The sequence below is a fragment of the Pseudonocardia xinjiangensis genome (assembly GCF_050948425.1).
In the GTDB taxonomy this organism is placed as follows: domain Bacteria; phylum Actinomycetota; class Actinomycetes; order Mycobacteriales; family Pseudonocardiaceae; genus Pseudonocardia; species Pseudonocardia xinjiangensis.
This window is the reverse complement of sequence record NZ_CP192009.1, coordinates 588,617-605,065: the sequence shown is the minus strand read 5'-3', so window position 1 is coordinate 605,065 and position 16,449 is coordinate 588,617. Positions and strand designations below refer to the sequence as shown.

The window sequence follows — 16,449 nt, the reverse complement described above, 5'->3', positions numbered from 1 at the left end:
GGCCATGGCTCACCCTCTCCGTCGGTGTGCCCCGAAGGTTAAGGCGACCCCCCGTATGGAGCAATTACGTGGGTCGGCGTTGCTCACCCGCTGATGCCGAATGCGTCCCTCCCGCGCAGGTCGCGCCCCGATCGGGGGCGTGGGGCGGCTCAGCGCCGCTGCGCCTTCACCCGCTCGTAGCGGGCGAGCGCCTCCTGCCGCTCGACGCGGTGGTCGACGATGGGCTCCGGATATCCGGCAGGCGCACCGCCAGGGAGTGCCCACGGCTGGTGCACCGCCTTGCCCGCCACGCCCCTCAGCTCGGGGACGAACCGCCGCACGTAGTCGCCGTCGGGGTCGAACCTCTCCCCCTGCACCACCGGGTTGAAGATGCGGAAGTACGGCGCCGGGTCGGTGCCGCTTCCCGCGGTCCACTGCCACCCGTGCTGGTTCGACGCGAGGTCCCCGTCCACGAGCAGCTGCATGAAGTGACGCGCGCCGCGCCACCAGGGCAGGTGCAGGTCCTTGACGAGGAAGCTCGCCACGATCATCCGCAGCCGGTTGTGCATCCACGCCTGCTCGCGGAGCTGGCGCATCCCGGCGTCGACGATCGGGAACCCGGTCCGGCCCTCGCGCCATGCGTCGAACCGCTCCTCCGCCTCGCGGCCGGACGCGAGCGGCAGGGCGTCGAAGGCCCGGTCGTAGTTGGCGCGGGCGGAGTCGGGCCGTTGGAACAGGATGTCGGCGTAGAACTCGCGCCACGCGAGCTCGGTGCGGTAGGTCTCGACCGACGTCGAGCGCCGGGACGCGAGGTCCGCGAGCAGTGTGCGGGGGTGGACCGCCCCGTACTTGAGGTACACCGACATCCGGGACGTGCCCTCCTTGTCGGGCCGGTTGCGGTCGTCCCCGTACGTGGTCACCGCGTCGGCCAGGAACGCCGTCCACTGCCGGTGTGCCGCGTCCTCGCCCGCGTCGGGGAGCCCGGCGTCCACGGGGTCGTCGTCCGGGATCCCGACCGCGCGCGGGCCACCGTCCACGGCGGCCGGGTCGAGCCATGCGACGGTCGACGCGTCGGTCTCGGCGGGACGACGCCAGCCGTGCTCGGTCCAGGCCCGGCGGAACGGGGTGAAGACCCGGAACGGGCTCCCGTCGTCCTTGCGCACCCGTCCCGGCGCGACCGCGTACGGCGAGCCGGTGCGGACGAGCTCACGGCCGGCGTCCGCGAGCGACTTCTCGACGGCCTCGTCACGGCGGGTGCCGTAGGGGCCGAAGTCGGCGGCGATGTGCACGGAAGCCGCGTCGGCGGCGTCCGCGACCGCGGGGACGACCTCGGCGGGGTCGCCGTGGACCACGAGCAGACGGCCGCCCAGCGCCTCGTCGAGCGCGCGCAGCGACCGGTAGAGGAACGTGCGCCGGGCCGCTCCGGACGGCCGGAGCAACGCGGGGTCGAGCACGAACAGCGCGAGCGACCGGGACGCGGCACCGGCGGCGGCGAGGAAGACGGGCTGGTCCCGTACCCGCAGGTCACGCCGGAACCAGACGACGGCGGTGTCAGCCATGGGCCGACGCTAACGGCGGTGGCCACATCCCGCGCGTCGATCGGGGAGGGAACGCAGGCGGGGTGACATCCCCGGCGGCGAACGCCGGTGATGTCACCCCGCTGCGGGACGGACGGACCTCAGCGCTGGTTCATCGACACGTACGGACGCTCCGTCGAGCCGACGTACAGCTGGCGCGGACGGCCGATCTTCGTGGTCGGGTCGTTGATCATCTCCCGCCAGTGCGCGATCCAGCCGGGCAGCCGGCCGAGCGCGAACAGCACGGTGAACATCTTCACGGGGAAGCCCATGGCCCGGTAGATGACGCCGGTGTAGAAGTCGACGTTCGGGTAGAGCTTGCGCTCGATGAAGTAGTCGTCGGCGAGCGCGCGCTCCTCGAGGGCCTTGGCGATGTCGAGGAGCTGGTCGGTGACCCCGAGCTTCTTGAGGATGTCGTCGGCGCTCTGCTTGACGATCTTCGCCCGCGGGTCGTAGTTCTTGTAGACGCGGTGCCCGAAGCCCATCAGGCGGGCGCCCTTCTCCCGCTTCTTGACGCGCTCGACGAAGGCGTCGACGTTGCCCTCCTCGACGTCGCGAATGCGCTGCAACATTTCCAGCACCGCCTGGTTCGCACCACCGTGGAGCGGCCCGAACAATGCGTTGATGCCGGCCGAGATGCTCGCGAACAGGTTGGCCTGCGACGACCCCACCATCCGGACCGTGGACGTCGAGCAGTTCTGCTCGTGGTCGGCGTGCAGGATGAGCAACACGTCGAGGGCGCGCGCGAAGTCGGGGTCGATCTCGTAGGGCTCGGCCGGGAAGCCGAACGTCATCCGCAGGAAGTTCTCGACGAGCCCCAGGGAGTTGTCCGGGTAGAGGAACGGCTGCCCGATGGACTTCTTGTAGGCGTAGGCCGCGATGGTGGGCACCTTGGCCAGGAGCCGGACCGTCGACAGCTCGACGGCGTCCTCGTCGAAGGGGTCGAGGCTGTCCTGGTAGAAGGTGGACAGTGCACTGACGGCGCTCGAGAGCACCGGCATCGGGTGCGCATCGCGGGGGAAGCCGTCGAAGAACCGTTTGAGGTCCTCGTGCAGCAGGGTGTGGCGACTGATCTTGTTGGTGAAGGCGTCGAGCTCGGTCTGCGACGGCAGCTCCCCGTAGATCAGCAGGTAGCTGGTCTCCAGGAACGTCGAGCTCTCGGCGAGCTGGTCGATGGGGTAGCCGCGGTAGCGCAGGATCCCGGCGTCACCGTCGATGTAGGTGATCGCCGAACTGCACGCGGCGGTGTTGCCGAAGCCGGAATCGAGCGTGACCAGCCCCGTCGAAGGCAGCAGCTTGGAGATGTCGAAGGCAGAAGCGCCTTCGCTGGCGTCCTGAATCGCCATCTCGTACTCGCCACCGGGGTGGTGCAGGACAGCGCTCGTGGTCTCGTCGGCCATGTGGAGGTTCCCTCGCACTCTTCGTTTTCGTGGTTGGCCGCAACGCTAGTGCTCGGCCCGCCGACCGCGCCCGCCAGAGCATGTGACGTGGGGCGCTCAGCTCTTGGTGAGCTGTTCAGGGTCGACATCCACCTTGCCGACGATGAAATAGTTGATGACCCACAGCCCTGCGCCGACCAGCAACAGGATCCCAGCGAGCGCGAACTGCTGCAACGGCCGGCCGGACAGCGGGGTGGCGAGGAAGCCGCAGAGCACGATGCCGACGTAAGGCGTCCACGACGGCGCCCGGAAGTGCGCGTGCTCGACGGGGTCACGGCGGCGGAGCACGAGCACCGCGATGTTGACGACGGTGAAGACGGCCAGCAGCAGCAGGGCCGTGGTGCCGCCCAGCGCCGTGATGTCGACGGCCGCCACCAGGATGATCGCGATCACACTGGTGAAGACGATCGCGACCCACGGAGTCCGGCGGCCCTCGTGGACCCGGCCGAGCACCGGCGGGAGGATCCGCTCGTTCGACATGCCGTAGAGCAGCCGGCTCGCCATCAGCATGTTGATCAGCGCGGAGTTCACCACGGCGAACAGGCCGATCACCGCGAACAGGCCGAGCGGGAACCCGGGCGCCCCAACCTCGAGCACGCGGAACAGGGCGCTGCTCTTCGCCGCGGCGAGGTCGTCGGCCGGCACGAGCATCGAGGACAGCACCGCGATGATCACGTAGATGGCGGCGGCGACGCCCATCCCGAGCAGCATCGCCCGCGGGAAGATCTTCGCCGGGTTGCGGCACTCCTCGGCCATGTTGACGGAGTCCTCGAACCCGACCATCGCGAAGAACGCCAGCGACGTGGCCGCGGTGATCGCGACGAACGCCGTGGTCTCCCCGGTGTTGATCTCCAGCAGCCGGGACGGCTCCCCCGCGCCACCCGCCACCGCGTAGAGACCCACGCCGATGATGAGCAGCAGGCCCGACAGCTCGATGATGGTGAGCACCACGTTGGCCTTGACCGACTCCCCCACGCCGCGGAAGTTGATCAGGGCGAGGCCGGCGATGAAGGCCGCGGCGACCGCCCAGGTGGGCAGCTCGATGAACTGCCGCAGGTAGGTGTCACCGAACGCCTTCGCGGCAGTGGCGGCCGAGGTCACCCCGGAGGCCATCACCGTGAACGTGACCATGAAGGTGAGGAAGTTGATGCCGAACGCCTTGTGCGTGTAGAGCGCGGCACCTGCTGCCCTCGGGTACTTGCCGACCAGTTCGAGGTAGCTGAAGGCCGTGATGAAGGCGACGATGAACGCGAGCAGGAACGGCACCCACAGCGCGCCCCCGATCACGCCGGCCACCGAGCCGGTGAGGGCGTAGATGCCGGTGCCCAGGATGTCGCCGATCACGAAGAACAGCAGCAGCTTCGGTCCGATCGCCCGCTTCAGCGGCGGCTGTCCGGTGACCGTGCTCACATCAGTCATGGCCTGATGGTGACGGGTGACGCCGCCTACGTCACCTGCTGATCGTCCGGATTGTCACGATCGAGATCTGGCCGTCACACGGCTACGGCGGTCCCGCGTCGGCTGCCGGCGCCTGGTAGCGCCAGAACACGGAGAACACGGCCACGACGACGATCGCGCCCACGATCACGGCGAAGCCACCCACCGCCGCTGCAGCCGACGGACCGATCGCGTCCGCGGCCGGGCCGTGCCAGAGGTCCGCGAGCCGGGGCCCACCCACCACGACCACCGTGAACACCCCCTGCATGCGACCGCGCATCTCGTCGGTGGCGACGGTCTGCAGCATCGAGTTCCGGAACGCGGAGCTCACCATGTCCCCCGCACCCGCGAGGGCCAGGAACAGCACCGCGAGCCACAGCGAGCCGGACAGCCCGAACAGGGCGATGCCGACACCCCACGTGCAGACGGCGAAGGTGACCGCCACTCCCTGCCGCCGCACCCGGGTGAGCCACCCGGAGAACAGCCCGGCGACCACCATCCCGATGGGGATCGCGGCGAACAGCAACCCGAGCGCCGGGCCCCCGGCGATCGGATCCCCGAACACCGTGTGCGCCATCTCCGGGAACACCACCCGCGGCATGCCGAAGCCCATGGCCACGACGTCGATGAGGAACGAGACCAGCAGCACCTTGTGCAGGGCGACGTAGCGGAACCCCTCGATGACCTGGCGCGCTCCGGCGCGGCGGTTGACGGCCGACTCCGGCGGCAGCGCCGGGAGCCGCCACGTCGCCCACAGGGTGGCGAGCAGGGCGATGGCGTCGACGAGGTAGAGCGTCGGCAACCCCACCACCGGGATCAGGACCCCGGCCAGCAGCGGCCCGGCGATGGCCCCGACCTGCTGCACCGTCATGTTGAGCGCGTTGGCGGCGGGTAGCTGCCCCGGCGGCAGGAGGCGGGGGATCACCGCGTTGCGGGTGGGCTGGTTGATCGCGAGGAGCGCGGTCTGCACGGCGAAGAGCACCAGCACGCTCCACACGCCACCGACGCCGCTCGCGGCGGTGACCCACAGCGCCAGCGACGACAGCGCGATCCCCCCTCCGGAGAGGAGGAGCAACAGGCGCCGGTCCATCACGTCGGCGATGGCGCCGCCCCACAGCCCGAACACGACCAGCGGCACGAGCCCGAACAGCCCGGTCAGGCCGACGTATGCGGACGAGCCGGTGAGCTGGTAGATCTGCGTCGGGACGGCCACCACCGACAGCTGGGAGCCGACCACGGTGACCACGCCGGCCAGCCAGAGCCGCCGGTATGCCGGGGTGCGCAGCGGGCGGGTGTCGGCCAGGGCACCGCGGACGACCCCGCCGATCCTGCGGGTCACGGACGCCGAACCGCGCTCGGTCGGGCGGGTCGGAGCGTCCGGCCCCGAGGGGATCCGCGTGGTGGGCGGTTCCGGCCCCAGCCGGCTCGGGCGGGTGGGTTCCTCCGGACCGGACATCACGGAGATACCCCTACCACCTCGAGATGGGAGATTCATGGGCTCCGCGTGGGGTCCCCGAGGCGGCTGTGCGCCCGATCACCGGCTGTGGACCGCCGCCACCTCGGCATGACAGAACCTCAGGTGATCCGCAGGCACCACCCGGCTCCGGGCGGTGAGTGCCGAGAATCACGGTCGGCCGCGGCGCGACCCGCGTCAGGGGGCGAGGCGGCTGACCGTCCAGCTGCGGTCGTGTCCGTCGACCTCGAACCGCAGCCGGTCGTGCATGCGGTTGGCGCGGCCCTGCCAGAACTCCACCTGCTCCGGGGTGAGGCGCCAGCCACCCCAGTGCGGTGGCGCGGGCACCACGTCCTCGTCGGCGAACCGCCGCGTCACGGCCTCGAGCGCGTCGTCGAGGGACCGCCGGTCGCGCACGACCGCCGACTGCGCCGACGCCCACGCACCGAGCTGGGAACCGCGGGGCCGGGTGGCCCAGTAGCTGCGCGTCTCCTCCGCCGACACGAGCTCGACCGGGCCACGGAGGTGCACCTGCCGGTGCATCCCGTACCAGGGGAAGGTGACCGACGCGTAGCGGCTCGCCCGCAGGTCGTGGCTCTTGGCCGAGGTGTAGTTGGTGTAGAACACCACGCCGCGGGCGTCCACGCCCTTGCACAGCACCGTTCGCGACGACGGCCGGGCGTCCTGCCCCGCCGTGGCCAGCACCATCGCGTTGGCCTCGGGCACGCCGGCGGCCTCCGCCTCGACGAGCCAGCGGGCCAGCTGCTCGTGCCATGTCGGAGCCAGCGCGTCGATGTCGAACCCCTCGCAGTCGTAGTCCACCCGCATCGTCGCCAGCCGCTCCGCCATGACACGCCTCCCCGGGTTGCCGCTCCTCACGCTATGGCGGGGCGGTTTGGTCCGAAAGATCCGGTGACCGATGCCACCCTGCTCCCCCGTTGCCACCACGGGTCCACGAAGGCATGGTGACGCCAGCCACGTCGACCGTCACCGACGGCCGTGGTCGGCGGCCCGGCCCGGGCGCACTCCTCCGGGCGGTCCACCGAAGCCCGGCCAACGACGCCACCGGTGCCTGCGGCCGGTGACCTGTGTCGGGACCACGACGAGGAGACCCGCGGTGACCACCACACCAACCCCCTTGGGCACCACCCCTCCGGGCACCACCGCCGCGGAACCGGCGGGGAGCACGGAGCACGTGGTACCCCCGCCACCGCCGGGTTTCAAGTCGGGACTCGAGGGCCACGTGGCGTTCCGCACGGAGATCGCCGAGCCCGACAAGGACGGCGGAGCCCTGCGCTACCGCGGCGTCGACATCGAGGACCTCGTCGGCAAGGTGACCTTCGGCAACGTGTGGGCCCTGCTCGTCGACGGCCGGTTCGGCCCGGGACTGCCGCCCGCCGAGTCGTTCCCGATCCCGGTGCACACCGGTGACGTCCGCGTCGACGTGCAGGCCGCGCTCGCGATGCTGGCCCCGTACTGGGGCTACCGGCCGCTGCTCGACATCGCCGAGGACGAGGCCCGCGAGCAGCTCGCGCGGGCGTCGGTGATGGCGCTGTCCTACGTGGCGCAGTCCGCCCGTGGAATCGGCATCCCCGCGGTGCCGCAGTCGCGCATCGACCAGTGCACCACGATCACCGAGCGCTTCATGACGCGCTGGCGCGGCGAGCCGGACCCTGCGCACATCAAGGCGGTGGACGCGTACTGGGTGTCGGCGGCCGAGCACGGCATGAACGCCTCCACCTTCACCGCGCGGGTCATCGCGTCCACCGGTGCCGACGTCGCGGCGTCCCTGTCCGGCGCGATCGGCGCGATGTCCGGGCCCCTGCACGGCGGCGCGCCTGCGCGGGTGCTGCCGATGCTCGAGGCGGTGGAGCGCTCCGGCGACCCCGAGGCGCTGGTCACGGGAATCCTCGACCGCAAGGAGAAGCTCATGGGCTTCGGGCACCGGGTCTACCGGGCCGAGGACCCGCGGGCCCGCGTGCTGCGCCGCACCTGCCAGGAGCTGAAGGCTCCGCGGTACGAGGTGGCCGCGGCGCTGGAGCAGGCGGCACTGGCCGAGCTCCGCTCCCGCCGTCCCGACCACCCCATCGAGACGAACGTCGAGTTCTGGGCCGCCGTGATCCTGGACTTCGCCGAGGTTCCGCCGCACATGATGCCGGCGATGTTCACCAGCGCCCGCACGGCGGGCTGGTCGGCGCACATCCTGGAGCAGAAACGGGAGAACAAGCTCGTGCGCCCGTCCGCGCAGTACATCGGGCCCGGCCCGCGCCTGCCCTCCGCGGTCGAGGGCTGGGACGAGATCAACCACGGCTGAGTGCGTCGGGCCGGCCCCGGGTCACACCGGGGCCGGCACCCGCATGCGCCGGACCAGCAGCGAGAGCACGCCGGCCACCACGGCCAGCACCCCACCGGCGTACCAGGCCGTGTCGTAGGTGCCCAGCTCGTCCCGGACGATGCCGGCCCCGAACGCCATCAGGGCCGCGCCCACCTGGTGGGAGGCGAACACCCAGCCGAAGACGACGGGCGCGGCGGCCCCGAAGAGCTCCCGGCACAGCGCCATCGTCGGCGGGATCGTCGCCACCCAGTCCAGCCCGTAGAACACGATGAACGCCAGCATGTTGGCCTCGATGTGCGGCCCGAACAGCCACGGCAGAGCGAGCAGTGAGAGCCCGCGCAGCACGTAGTAGGCGAGCAGCAGCAGCCGAGGGTCGACGCGGTCGGTGAGCCAGCCCGAGGCGATCGTGCCGGCCACGTCGAAGATCCCGACCAGCGCGAGCAGTCCCGCCGCCGTCGTCGGGGGCATGCCGTGGTCGTGGGCGGCGGGGATGAAGTGCGGCTGGATCAGCCCCATCGTGGTGGCGCCGCAGATCATCATCCCCGCGGCGAGGTACCAGAACGGGCCCGTCCTGGCCGCGGTGCCCAGCGCCCGCAGCGCGATGCGTGCCGCGCCCGTCCGCACCGGCTCCACGTCGTCGGCCTCGGTGCCGCCGTAGGGCGTCACGCCGATGTCGCGGGGACGGTCGCGCAGCAGCCAGAGCACGAACGGCGCGACGGCGAGCGCCGCGACCGCCACGGCGAGGGCGGCAGGCCGCCAGCCGTGCGCCGCGGCGAGCTGCGACACGAGCGGGAGGAACACCAGGCCACCCGCGGCGCCGCCCGCCGTCAGCACACCGGAGACGAGCCCTCGGCGGGCGACGAACCAGCGTCCGGTGACGGTCGCGACGAGCGCGAGCGCCATCGAGCCCGTGCCCAGCCCGACGAGCACGCCCCAGCACAGGACGAGCTGCCAGCTCGCCGTCATGAACACGGTGAGACCGCTGCCCGCGGCCACCACCACCAGCGCCGCCGTGACGACGTAGCGGATGCCGAACCGCTCCATCAACGCGGCGGCGAACGGAGCCGTCAGGCCGTACAGAGCCATGTTGACGGCGGTGGCGAGCGAGATCGTCGAGATCGACCAGCCGAACTCGTCGTGCAACGGGTCCATCAGCACGCCCGGAACGGCGCGGAAGCCTGCCGCGCCGACGAGCGCCAGGAACGTGACGGCCGCCGCCCACCAGGCGGGATGGATGCGACGGGCGGGCCGGGTGCGCATCGGCGTGCTGACTCGGGTCACGAGAAGCCAGCATCGTAGATCGGTATGCAGGACAACAGTGGCCCGAAGGCCATCATGTGAAAAGATTCGGCCATGTCCGTCCACGAGGTCGCGGTGCTCGCGCTGCCGACCGTCGTCGCGTTCGAGCTCGGCCTGCCGCACCGGTTCCTCGGGGGAGCCGTCGACGACGAGGAGCGGCCGCTCTACCGGGTCCGCGTGGCGACACTGGACGGCGGACCGGTCCGCACCTCCGCCGGCTACCAGGTGCTGCCCGACCACGACGCGTCGATCCTGCGCACGGCGGGCACGGTCATCGTCCCGGGGATCTACGGCGGCTCCGCGAAGGAGCGCGGCGAGCTCGAGCCCGAGCTGGCCGCCGCCCTGCAGGGGCTCGACGCGCGCATGGTGTCCATCTGCACCGGTGCGTTCGTGCTGGCAGCAGGCGGACTGCTGGACCACCGGCCCGCCACCACCCACTGGATGCACGCCGCGGCGTTCCGGGCCCTGTTCCCGGCGGTGCTGCTCGACCCCGACGTCCTCTACGTCGACGACGGCGACGTGCTGACCTCGGCAGGAAACGCGGCCGGGATCGACCTGTGCCTGCACCTCGTCCGGCGCGACCACGGCGCCGCGGTGGCCAACCGCGTGGCCCGGCGCAGCGTGGTGGCACCGTGGCGCGACGGCGGGCAGTCCCAGTTCATGGAGCCGATCCCCGACCCCGCCGGCCCGGGCACCGCGCCCACCAGGGCCTGGGCGCTGGAGCGCATCGACCGGCCGTTGACCCTCGCCGACCTGGCCGCGCACGCGTCCATGAGCGTGCGGACGTTCACCCGCCGGTTCCGCGACGAGACCGGGCTCAGCCCGGCGCGCTGGCTGACGACGCAACGGGTGGCGCTGGCGCGGCGGCTGCTGGAGAGCACCGATCTCCCGGTGGAGCGCATCGCGGCGGACGCGGGGTTCGGCACCACCACGTCGCTGCGCCAGCACCTGCACTCGGCGATCGGCGTGGCACCGCTGGCCTACCGCCGCACCTACCGCGGGACGGACGAGCTGTCCAGAACGCGGGCGAACGCGTAGATCGGCCCGGCCGCTAGCGGACCCCGCGGCTGGGTGACGGTGACGCCCCACACCGGTTTCTCCGCGCCGATGGCTGCGACACTGGAGTCCGTGACCGCTTCGACCTCCAGTGACCTGCAGATTCCCGCCGACCTCAAGCCTGCCGACGGGCACTTCGGCTGCGGACCCTCCAAGGTCCGCCCGGAGCAGCTCGCCGCGCTCGCCGACGCAGGCGCCGCCGTGATGGGCACGTCGCACCGCCAGAAGCCGGTGAAGTCACTGGTCGGCCGGCTGCGTTCCGGACTAGCCGAACTCTTCTCGCTGCCCGAGGGGTACGAGGTCGTTCTCGGCAACGGCGGGTCCACGGCGTTCTGGGACGCCGCGGCGTTCGGCCTGGTGCGCGACCGCGCCCTGCACCTGTCCTACGGCGAGTTCTCGTCCAAGTTCGCCGACTCCACCCGCGGGGCGCCCTTCCTCGCCGACCCGGTGGTGATCAAGGCCGACGCGGGCAGCGCCCCGGCCCCCGCCTCGGACCCCACCTGCGATGTACTCGCCTGGGCCCACAACGAGACCTCCACGGGTGTCGCGGTGCCGGTGGTGCGCCCGGAGGCCGCGACCGACGGCCAGCTCGTCGTGATCGACGCCACGTCCGCCGCCGGCGGCCTGCCCGTCGACATCCGCCAGGCCGATGCGTACTACTTCGCGCCCCAGAAGGGCTTCGCCTCCGACGGCGGCCTGTGGATCGCGCTGATGAGCCCGGCCGCCCTCGCCCGCGTGGCCGAGCTGGCCGCGTCCGACCGCTGGATCCCGCCGTTCCTGTCGCTCGCCACGGCCGTCGACAACTCGGTCAAGGACCAGACCTACAACACGCCCGCCGTCGCCACGCTGTTCCTCATGGCCGAGCAGATCGACTGGATGCTCGGACTCGGCGGCCTGGACGCCTGCGTCGCCCGCACCGCCGACTCGTCGGCCCGGCTCTACGAGTGGGCCGAGAAGTCGCAGTTCGCCACTCCGTTCGTCACGGATCCCGCCCACCGGTCGCAGGTGGTCGGCACGATCGACTTCGCCGACTCCGTGGACGCCGCGGCGGTGGCGAAGACGCTGCGTGCGAACGGGATCCTCGACACGGAGCCGTACCGCAAGCTGGGCCGCAACCAGCTGCGCATCGGCATGTTCCCGGCCGTCGACCCCGACGACGTGCAGGCCCTCACGGCCTGCATCGACTGGGTCGTGGACCAGACATCCTGACGGGCGTCCACCGCTCGCGTCGTGGTATGAGCAGTATTGGTAACGCTGCGTAGTTGCAACTGTTACCTTCCCACACTGCTCCAAACGGCCGAAACGTGCGATGCTGCGCGGCGCGGGGTGCGCTGACCGGGGGCGGCAACGACGTGGGACGACGTCCACCGGGCCCGGCGCGCCTCCGCGGCAGGTTGCGATTTGGCAACTACCGTCACCCAGACGGGGAGTACGAGAGCGGGGAGGCCGCCGATGCGGGCGCTGCGGGTCGTCGGGATCACCGAGGGTGGCGGTGAGATCTCCGTCGTTCTCGAGGATCCCGAGCGTCACGAGCGCTTCTCTGTGGTGGCCGACGAGCAGCTGCGTGCTGCTGCGCGGGGAGACCTGTCCCGGCTCGGACAGATTGCGATCGAGTTGGAGAGTCAGTTGCGCCCACGTGAGATCCAGGCCCGCATCCGCGCCGGAGCGTCCGTGGAGCAGGTCGCCGCGGCGGCAGGCGTGCCACTGCAGAAGATCGAACGCTTCGCCTATCCGGTGCTGCTCGAACGCACCCGCACGGCAGAGGTGGCCCAGCGTGCCCATCCGGTGCGCGCCGACGGACCCGACACCCGGATGCTCGGAGACGTGGTCGCCCACACCTTCGGTCTCCGCGGCCAGGAGTACGGCGAGGCCGAGTGGGACTCCTGGAAGGGCGAGGACGGCCGCTGGGTCGTCGCGCTGTCGTGGCGTGCGGGCAGGTCCGACAACCGGGCGCACTGGACGTTCCAGCCGGGCGCCAACGGCGGCACCGTCACCGCGATCGACGAGCACGCCAGCGACCTCGTCGAAGGACTGCCGGCGAGGCCACTTCGCACCGTCGGGCCGGTCATCGAGATCGGACGCACCGAGGAGCCCGCTGCGGCGCCGACGCCCGACCGCCCGGAGGAGCTGCGGGCCGCGGCCTCCGACAACGTGCGTGGCGGGCGGATCGACGCCGGACGCGAGCACTCGCCCTCCCCCGAGCCGCCGCGGGTGGCGGAGCGCTCCGCGCGCACCGCACCGGAGCCTCGGCGTTCCGGGCCGCCCGCGCAGCGCCAGGCCCCGCCCGAGCCCCGGACCAGCCCGCCCGCGGCTCCCGAGCGCGAGCAGCAGCCTGCCGCCCCGGCCGCGAAGGAGACCCCCGCAGCCCCGGCGGCGAGCGAGCAGGCTTCGGAACGACCCGCCGCCGAGGCGACGGCCGACGAGCAGCAGCCCGCTCCCGAGCAGCAGCCCGCGGCCAACCGGCGCACCAAGAAGGGCAAGCCGGTGATGCCGTCGTGGGACGAGGTTCTGCTGGGCGTGCGCGGCCAGCGCTGACCCCTGGGGCCTCCTCCTGGGCCTCCTGGGCCGGCTAGCCCAGCAGGCCCAGGAGCAGCACCACCCACGCCGCGGCGAGTCCCGCCGCGGCTCCCAGCGCCGGCCAGCGCCAGAGCGGCGTGTTCCGCAGCAGGTAGAGCGACGGCGCGAGGCCGAGCCCGACGAGCAGGTTCGCCGGCACCCAGAGCAGGCCGAACGCCTCGGCGAACGCCCGGCTGAGCGCGATGTCGGCGAACGCGGCGAGCACCGCGGAGAACGCGGCGATGGTGAACCCGGTGGCCCATGGCGTGGGCCCGGCCGCTTCGGCGGGCAGCTGGGGGATCGGGCCGGTGGAACCCACCGGCACCGACTCGACCTCGCCCGTGATCGGGTCGGTGAACTCCACGGGCCTGCCGAGGTGGTCGGCCACGCGCGACGCCAGCTGACGGCCGCGGCGCTGCAGCACCTCGAGCTCCTGCGGACCGCCGGACCGCGTCACCGACACCGCGAACGCCGCCCACTCGCGCAGCGCGTCGAGCAGATCGGGGGGCAGCTCCGGGTCACCGGGCTGCCGCTCCCCCAGTACGACCCGACCTCCTGTGACGAGCTCCACCCGATCAGCCTACGGCGGTACCCACCGCGTGGAAGGCCACCGCCGCCGCGGTCGCCACATTGAGCGAGTCGACCCCGGCGGCCATCGGGATCCGGACGCGCACGTCGGCCGCGGCGAGCGCCTCGGCCGACAGGCCCGGTCCCTCCGCGCCGAGGAGCACGGCGACCCGCTCCCCCCGCAGTCCCGACAGCGTCAGCGGCACGGCGTCGGCCGCCGGCGTCAACGCCGCGACCTGCATCCCGGCCGCCCGGAGCAGGTCGAGCGACTCCGGCCACGGCCCGGGCAGCTCGGCGAACGGCACCCGCAGGACGTGCCCCATCGACACGCGCACGCTGCGGCGGTAGAGCGGGTCGGAGCAGCGGGGTCCCAGCAGCACCGCGTCGACACCCAGCGCAGCGGCGTTGCGGAACAGCGCGCCGAGGTTCTCGTGGTCGTTCACCCCCTCGAGCACCGCCACGAGCCGGGCGTCGCGCAGCAGCGCCACCGGATCCGGCGACCCGGCCCGATCCGCCACGGCCAGCACCCCCCGGTTGAGGTGGAACCCCACGACCTCGGACATCGTCGAGGCGTCCGTGGCGTACGCAGGCACGTCGAGCCCGGCCAGGTCGTCGGCGAGCTCGTCGATCCGCCGCGGCACCCCCAGCAGCGAGCGCACCGGGTACGGCGAGTCGATCATCCGCCGCACCACGACGACCCCTTCGGCGATCACGAGCCCGCGGCCACCGGGACGGTCCGGGCGGCGGTCGGCGGCCGTGAGGTCGCGGTAGTCGTCCGCCCGCGGGTCGGCCGGGTCGTCAAGGGTGATGATCGTGGCCACGCTCCGAATCGTCCCAGCCGCGAGGTGTCCCACCCGTCATCCGGTCGGCCGTAGCGAAGGCTTCACCCACCGTGTCACGGTTGACAACCGCCCGGAGGCGCCCGCCGCCCGAGGACTGCTCGGGTCCGAGCATTGAGAGCGCTCCGGCTCGGCCCGGGGGCAGGAGGCACTGCACGCATGGGTCAGGACGTCGACCGACGAACGTTCAGTCGACGGGATCGACAGCAGTACCGGGCGAAGGTGCAGCGCTGTCTCGACGTTCTCGCACTCATGCTGCGGGAGCACCCGTTTGCCCGCGACGAGCCCATGACAGGGATCGAGGTGGAGCTCAACCTCGTCGGCCGTGATCTCGAACCCTCGTTGACAGGCGCCGACGTCCTGCACGCCATCGGCTCGTCGGAGTTCCAGTCCGAGCTCGGCCGCTGGAACCTCGAGCTGAACCTGCCGCCCCGCCTGCTGCCCGGCGACCGGTGGCGGCACCTGGAGCACCAGCTCCTCGACGAGCTCTCCGTCGCCAGGGCGAAGGCCGTGGACTGCGGCGCGAACCTGGCCGTCATCGGCATCCTCCCCACCCTGGAGCGCCGCCATCTCGTCGCCGCCGCCCTGTCGCCCGACGAGCGCTACACGATGCTCAACGAGCAGATGCTGAACGCCCGCGGTGAGCCGATCCGGCTCGACATCGCCGGTGACGACCCGTCGGGGCGCCACGGGGTGGAGCCGGAACATCTCACGGCCGACTTCGACTCCATCGCACCCGAGGCGGCCTGCACGTCCATGCAGCTGCACCTGCAGGTGCACCCCGACTCGTTCGCCGGCTACTGGAACGCCGCACAGTGCGTCGCCGGCGTCCAGCTCGCCGTCGCGGCGAACTCCCCGTTCCTGCTCGGCTCGCGGCTGTGGGCGGAGACGAGGATCCCGCTCTTCGAGCAGTCGTGCGACGTACGCACGCCCGAGCTGCGCAACCAGGGCGTCCGGCCCCGGGTGTGGTTCGGCGAGCGCTGGATCACCTCGATCCTCGACCTCTTCTCGGAGAACGGCCGGTACTTCCCCGCGCTGATGCCCGTCACCGAGGACACCGACCCGATGACCGAGCTGCAGGACGGCCACGTGCCGGGGCTCGACGAGCTGCGCCTGCACAACGGCACCATCTGGCGCTGGAACCGCCCCGTGTACGACATCGCGGACGGGGTGCCGCACGTGCGCGTCGAGAACCGCGTGCTTCCGGCCGGGCCGACACCGCTGGACATGGTGGCCAACGCGCTGTTCTTCTACGGGCTGCTGCGCTCGCTCGTGGAGGCCGATCGGCCGCTGTGGAGCTCGATGTCGTTCGAGGCCGCCGAGGAGAACTTCACCACCGCGGCCCGGCACGGCATGGAGGGCCCGCTCTACTGGCCGGGCAGCGGCTGGATCCGGCCCGACGAGCTCGTGCTGCGCAAGCTGCTGCCGCAGGCGGCCGAGGGGCTCCAGCGCTGGGGTGTCGCCTCCGAGGTGATCGACCGCTACCTGTCGGTGGTCGAACGGCGATGCGTGAACCGGCGGACCGGGGCGTCGTGGCAGCTCGACACCGTGGCGGTGCTGGAGGCCCGCGGCGCCGACCGCCCGACGGCGCTGCGCGGCATGCTGGAGCGCTACCTGGAGGCCTCGGCGGCCAACGAGCCCGTGCACAGCTGGCCGCTGCCCGGCTGACCCGGCCGCGCCGCGGCGGCCCGTCCCGGACCGCACACATCCCGTGGCCACCGTGCACACGTCCTGACGTGTGCACGGTGGCCATCAGGTGTGCATGGTCAGGCGAGGCCGCGTGGCCCAGGCCCTCGTTCACCATCGCAAAGCGCTCTCCCGTTCCGCCTCGCGGCGGCCGGGGCGCTCCTAGTGTCGATCCCGTTCCGAAGGCGGCTCCCGCGAGGTAGCCGCAGGTCGACCGGCCGAGCCG

At 72.1% G+C, this 16,449-nt stretch carries 13 protein-coding genes; 5 read left to right on the top strand and 8 right to left on the bottom strand.

The window, feature by feature from the left end:
• Positions 1-149: 149 nt before the first annotated feature.
• From ACQPZA_RS02960 to pdxH, 5 genes are all read right to left on the bottom strand, one after another.
• Positions 150-1,538, bottom strand: coding sequence for a cryptochrome/photolyase family protein (locus ACQPZA_RS02960; protein WP_433278137.1), 1,389 nt, complete (start codon positions 1,536-1,538; stop codon positions 150-152).
• 119 nt (positions 1,539-1,657) lie between these two features.
• Complete coding sequence (locus ACQPZA_RS02955; protein WP_169399900.1) at positions 1,658-2,956, bottom strand: citrate synthase; 1,299 nt, start codon at positions 2,954-2,956, stop codon at positions 1,658-1,660.
• Between the two features lie 96 nt (positions 2,957-3,052).
• Positions 3,053-4,414 carry an APC family permease gene (locus ACQPZA_RS02950; protein WP_169399899.1) on the bottom strand — a complete coding sequence of 454 codons (1,362 nt, stop codon included), beginning with the start codon at positions 4,412-4,414 and terminating at the stop codon, positions 3,053-3,055.
• An 82-nt stretch (positions 4,415-4,496) separates the two neighbouring features.
• The gene (locus tag ACQPZA_RS02945; protein WP_433278136.1) at positions 4,497-5,888 is read right to left on the bottom strand and encodes an MFS transporter; all 1,392 of its coding nucleotides are present in this window, start codon (positions 5,886-5,888) and stop codon (positions 4,497-4,499) included.
• A gap of 195 nt (positions 5,889-6,083) precedes the next feature.
• The gene (pdxH, locus tag ACQPZA_RS02940; RefSeq protein WP_169399897.1) at positions 6,084-6,734 is read right to left on the bottom strand and encodes a pyridoxamine 5'-phosphate oxidase; all 651 of its coding nucleotides are present in this window, start codon (positions 6,732-6,734) and stop codon (positions 6,084-6,086) included.
• 346 nt (positions 6,735-7,080) lie between these two features.
• Between pdxH and ACQPZA_RS02935 the strand changes: the two genes are divergently transcribed.
• Complete coding sequence (locus tag ACQPZA_RS02935; protein ID WP_433282655.1) at positions 7,081-8,199, top strand: citrate synthase 2; 1,119 nt, start codon at positions 7,081-7,083, stop codon at positions 8,197-8,199.
• A 21-nt stretch (positions 8,200-8,220) separates the two neighbouring features.
• Here ACQPZA_RS02935 and ACQPZA_RS02930 read toward each other — a convergent pair whose 3' ends face one another.
• The gene (locus ACQPZA_RS02930; protein ID WP_433282653.1) at positions 8,221-9,480 is read right to left on the bottom strand and encodes an MFS transporter; all 1,260 of its coding nucleotides are present in this window, start codon (positions 9,478-9,480) and stop codon (positions 8,221-8,223) included.
• Positions 9,481-9,573: 93 nt separating this feature from the next.
• Between ACQPZA_RS02930 and ACQPZA_RS02925 the strand changes: the two genes are divergently transcribed.
• The 3 genes from ACQPZA_RS02925 (at position 9,574) to sepH (ending at position 13,110) form a co-directional block, all read left to right on the top strand.
• Positions 9,574-10,557, top strand: a complete 984-nt coding sequence (locus tag ACQPZA_RS02925) for a GlxA family transcriptional regulator (RefSeq protein ID WP_433278134.1) — start codon at positions 9,574-9,576, stop codon at positions 10,555-10,557.
• Positions 10,558-10,647: 90 nt separating this feature from the next.
• On the top strand, positions 10,648-11,784 hold the full coding sequence (serC, locus tag ACQPZA_RS02920) for a phosphoserine transaminase (RefSeq protein ID WP_312859541.1): 1,137 nt from the start codon (positions 10,648-10,650) through the stop codon (positions 11,782-11,784).
• Positions 11,785-12,027: 243 nt separating this feature from the next.
• On the top strand, positions 12,028-13,110 hold the full coding sequence (sepH, locus tag ACQPZA_RS02915) for a septation protein SepH (RefSeq protein ID WP_169399894.1): 1,083 nt from the start codon (positions 12,028-12,030) through the stop codon (positions 13,108-13,110).
• 34 nt (positions 13,111-13,144) lie between these two features.
• On the opposite strand, the gene ACQPZA_RS02910 is transcribed toward sepH, so the two are convergent.
• The gene (locus ACQPZA_RS02910; RefSeq protein ID WP_433278131.1) at positions 13,145-13,702 is read right to left on the bottom strand and encodes a DUF2537 domain-containing protein; all 558 of its coding nucleotides are present in this window, start codon (positions 13,700-13,702) and stop codon (positions 13,145-13,147) included.
• Positions 13,703-13,706: 4 nt separating this feature from the next.
• The gene (locus tag ACQPZA_RS02905; RefSeq protein ID WP_433278129.1) at positions 13,707-14,519 is read right to left on the bottom strand and encodes a TrmH family RNA methyltransferase; all 813 of its coding nucleotides are present in this window, start codon (positions 14,517-14,519) and stop codon (positions 13,707-13,709) included.
• A gap of 177 nt (positions 14,520-14,696) precedes the next feature.
• On the opposite strand from ACQPZA_RS02905, the gene ACQPZA_RS02900 reads away from it, so the two are divergent.
• Positions 14,697-16,205, top strand: coding sequence for a glutamate--cysteine ligase (locus ACQPZA_RS02900; RefSeq protein ID WP_169400641.1), 1,509 nt, complete (start codon positions 14,697-14,699; stop codon positions 16,203-16,205).
• Positions 16,206-16,449: the final 244 nt, after the last annotated feature.

What these genes read in the sequence shown, in the direction of transcription:
- ACQPZA_RS02960 (WP_433278137.1), bottom strand. Translation starts at nt 1,538, where the DNA reads ATGGCTGACACCGCCGTCGTCTGGTTCCGGCGTGACCTGCGGGTACGG.
- ACQPZA_RS02955 (WP_169399900.1), bottom strand. Translation starts at nt 2,956, where the DNA reads ATGGCCGACGAGACCACGAGCGCTGTCCTGCACCACCCCGGTGGCGAG.
- ACQPZA_RS02950 (WP_169399899.1), bottom strand. Translation starts at nt 4,414, where the DNA reads ATGACTGATGTGAGCACGGTCACCGGACAGCCGCCGCTGAAGCGGGCG.
- ACQPZA_RS02945 (WP_433278136.1), bottom strand. Translation starts at nt 5,888, where the DNA reads ATGTCCGGTCCGGAGGAACCCACCCGCCCGAGCCGGCTGGGGCCGGAA.
- pdxH (WP_169399897.1), bottom strand. Translation starts at nt 6,734, where the DNA reads ATGGCGGAGCGGCTGGCGACGATGCGGGTGGACTACGACTGCGAGGGG.
- ACQPZA_RS02930 (WP_433282653.1), bottom strand. Translation starts at nt 9,480, where the DNA reads ATGCGCACCCGGCCCGCCCGTCGCATCCATCCCGCCTGGTGGGCGGCG.
- ACQPZA_RS02925 (WP_433278134.1), top strand. Translation starts at nt 9,574, where the DNA reads ATGTCCGTCCACGAGGTCGCGGTGCTCGCGCTGCCGACCGTCGTCGCG.
- sepH (WP_169399894.1), top strand. Translation starts at nt 12,028, where the DNA reads ATGCGGGCGCTGCGGGTCGTCGGGATCACCGAGGGTGGCGGTGAGATC.
- ACQPZA_RS02900 (WP_169400641.1), top strand. Translation starts at nt 14,697, where the DNA reads ATGGGTCAGGACGTCGACCGACGAACGTTCAGTCGACGGGATCGACAG.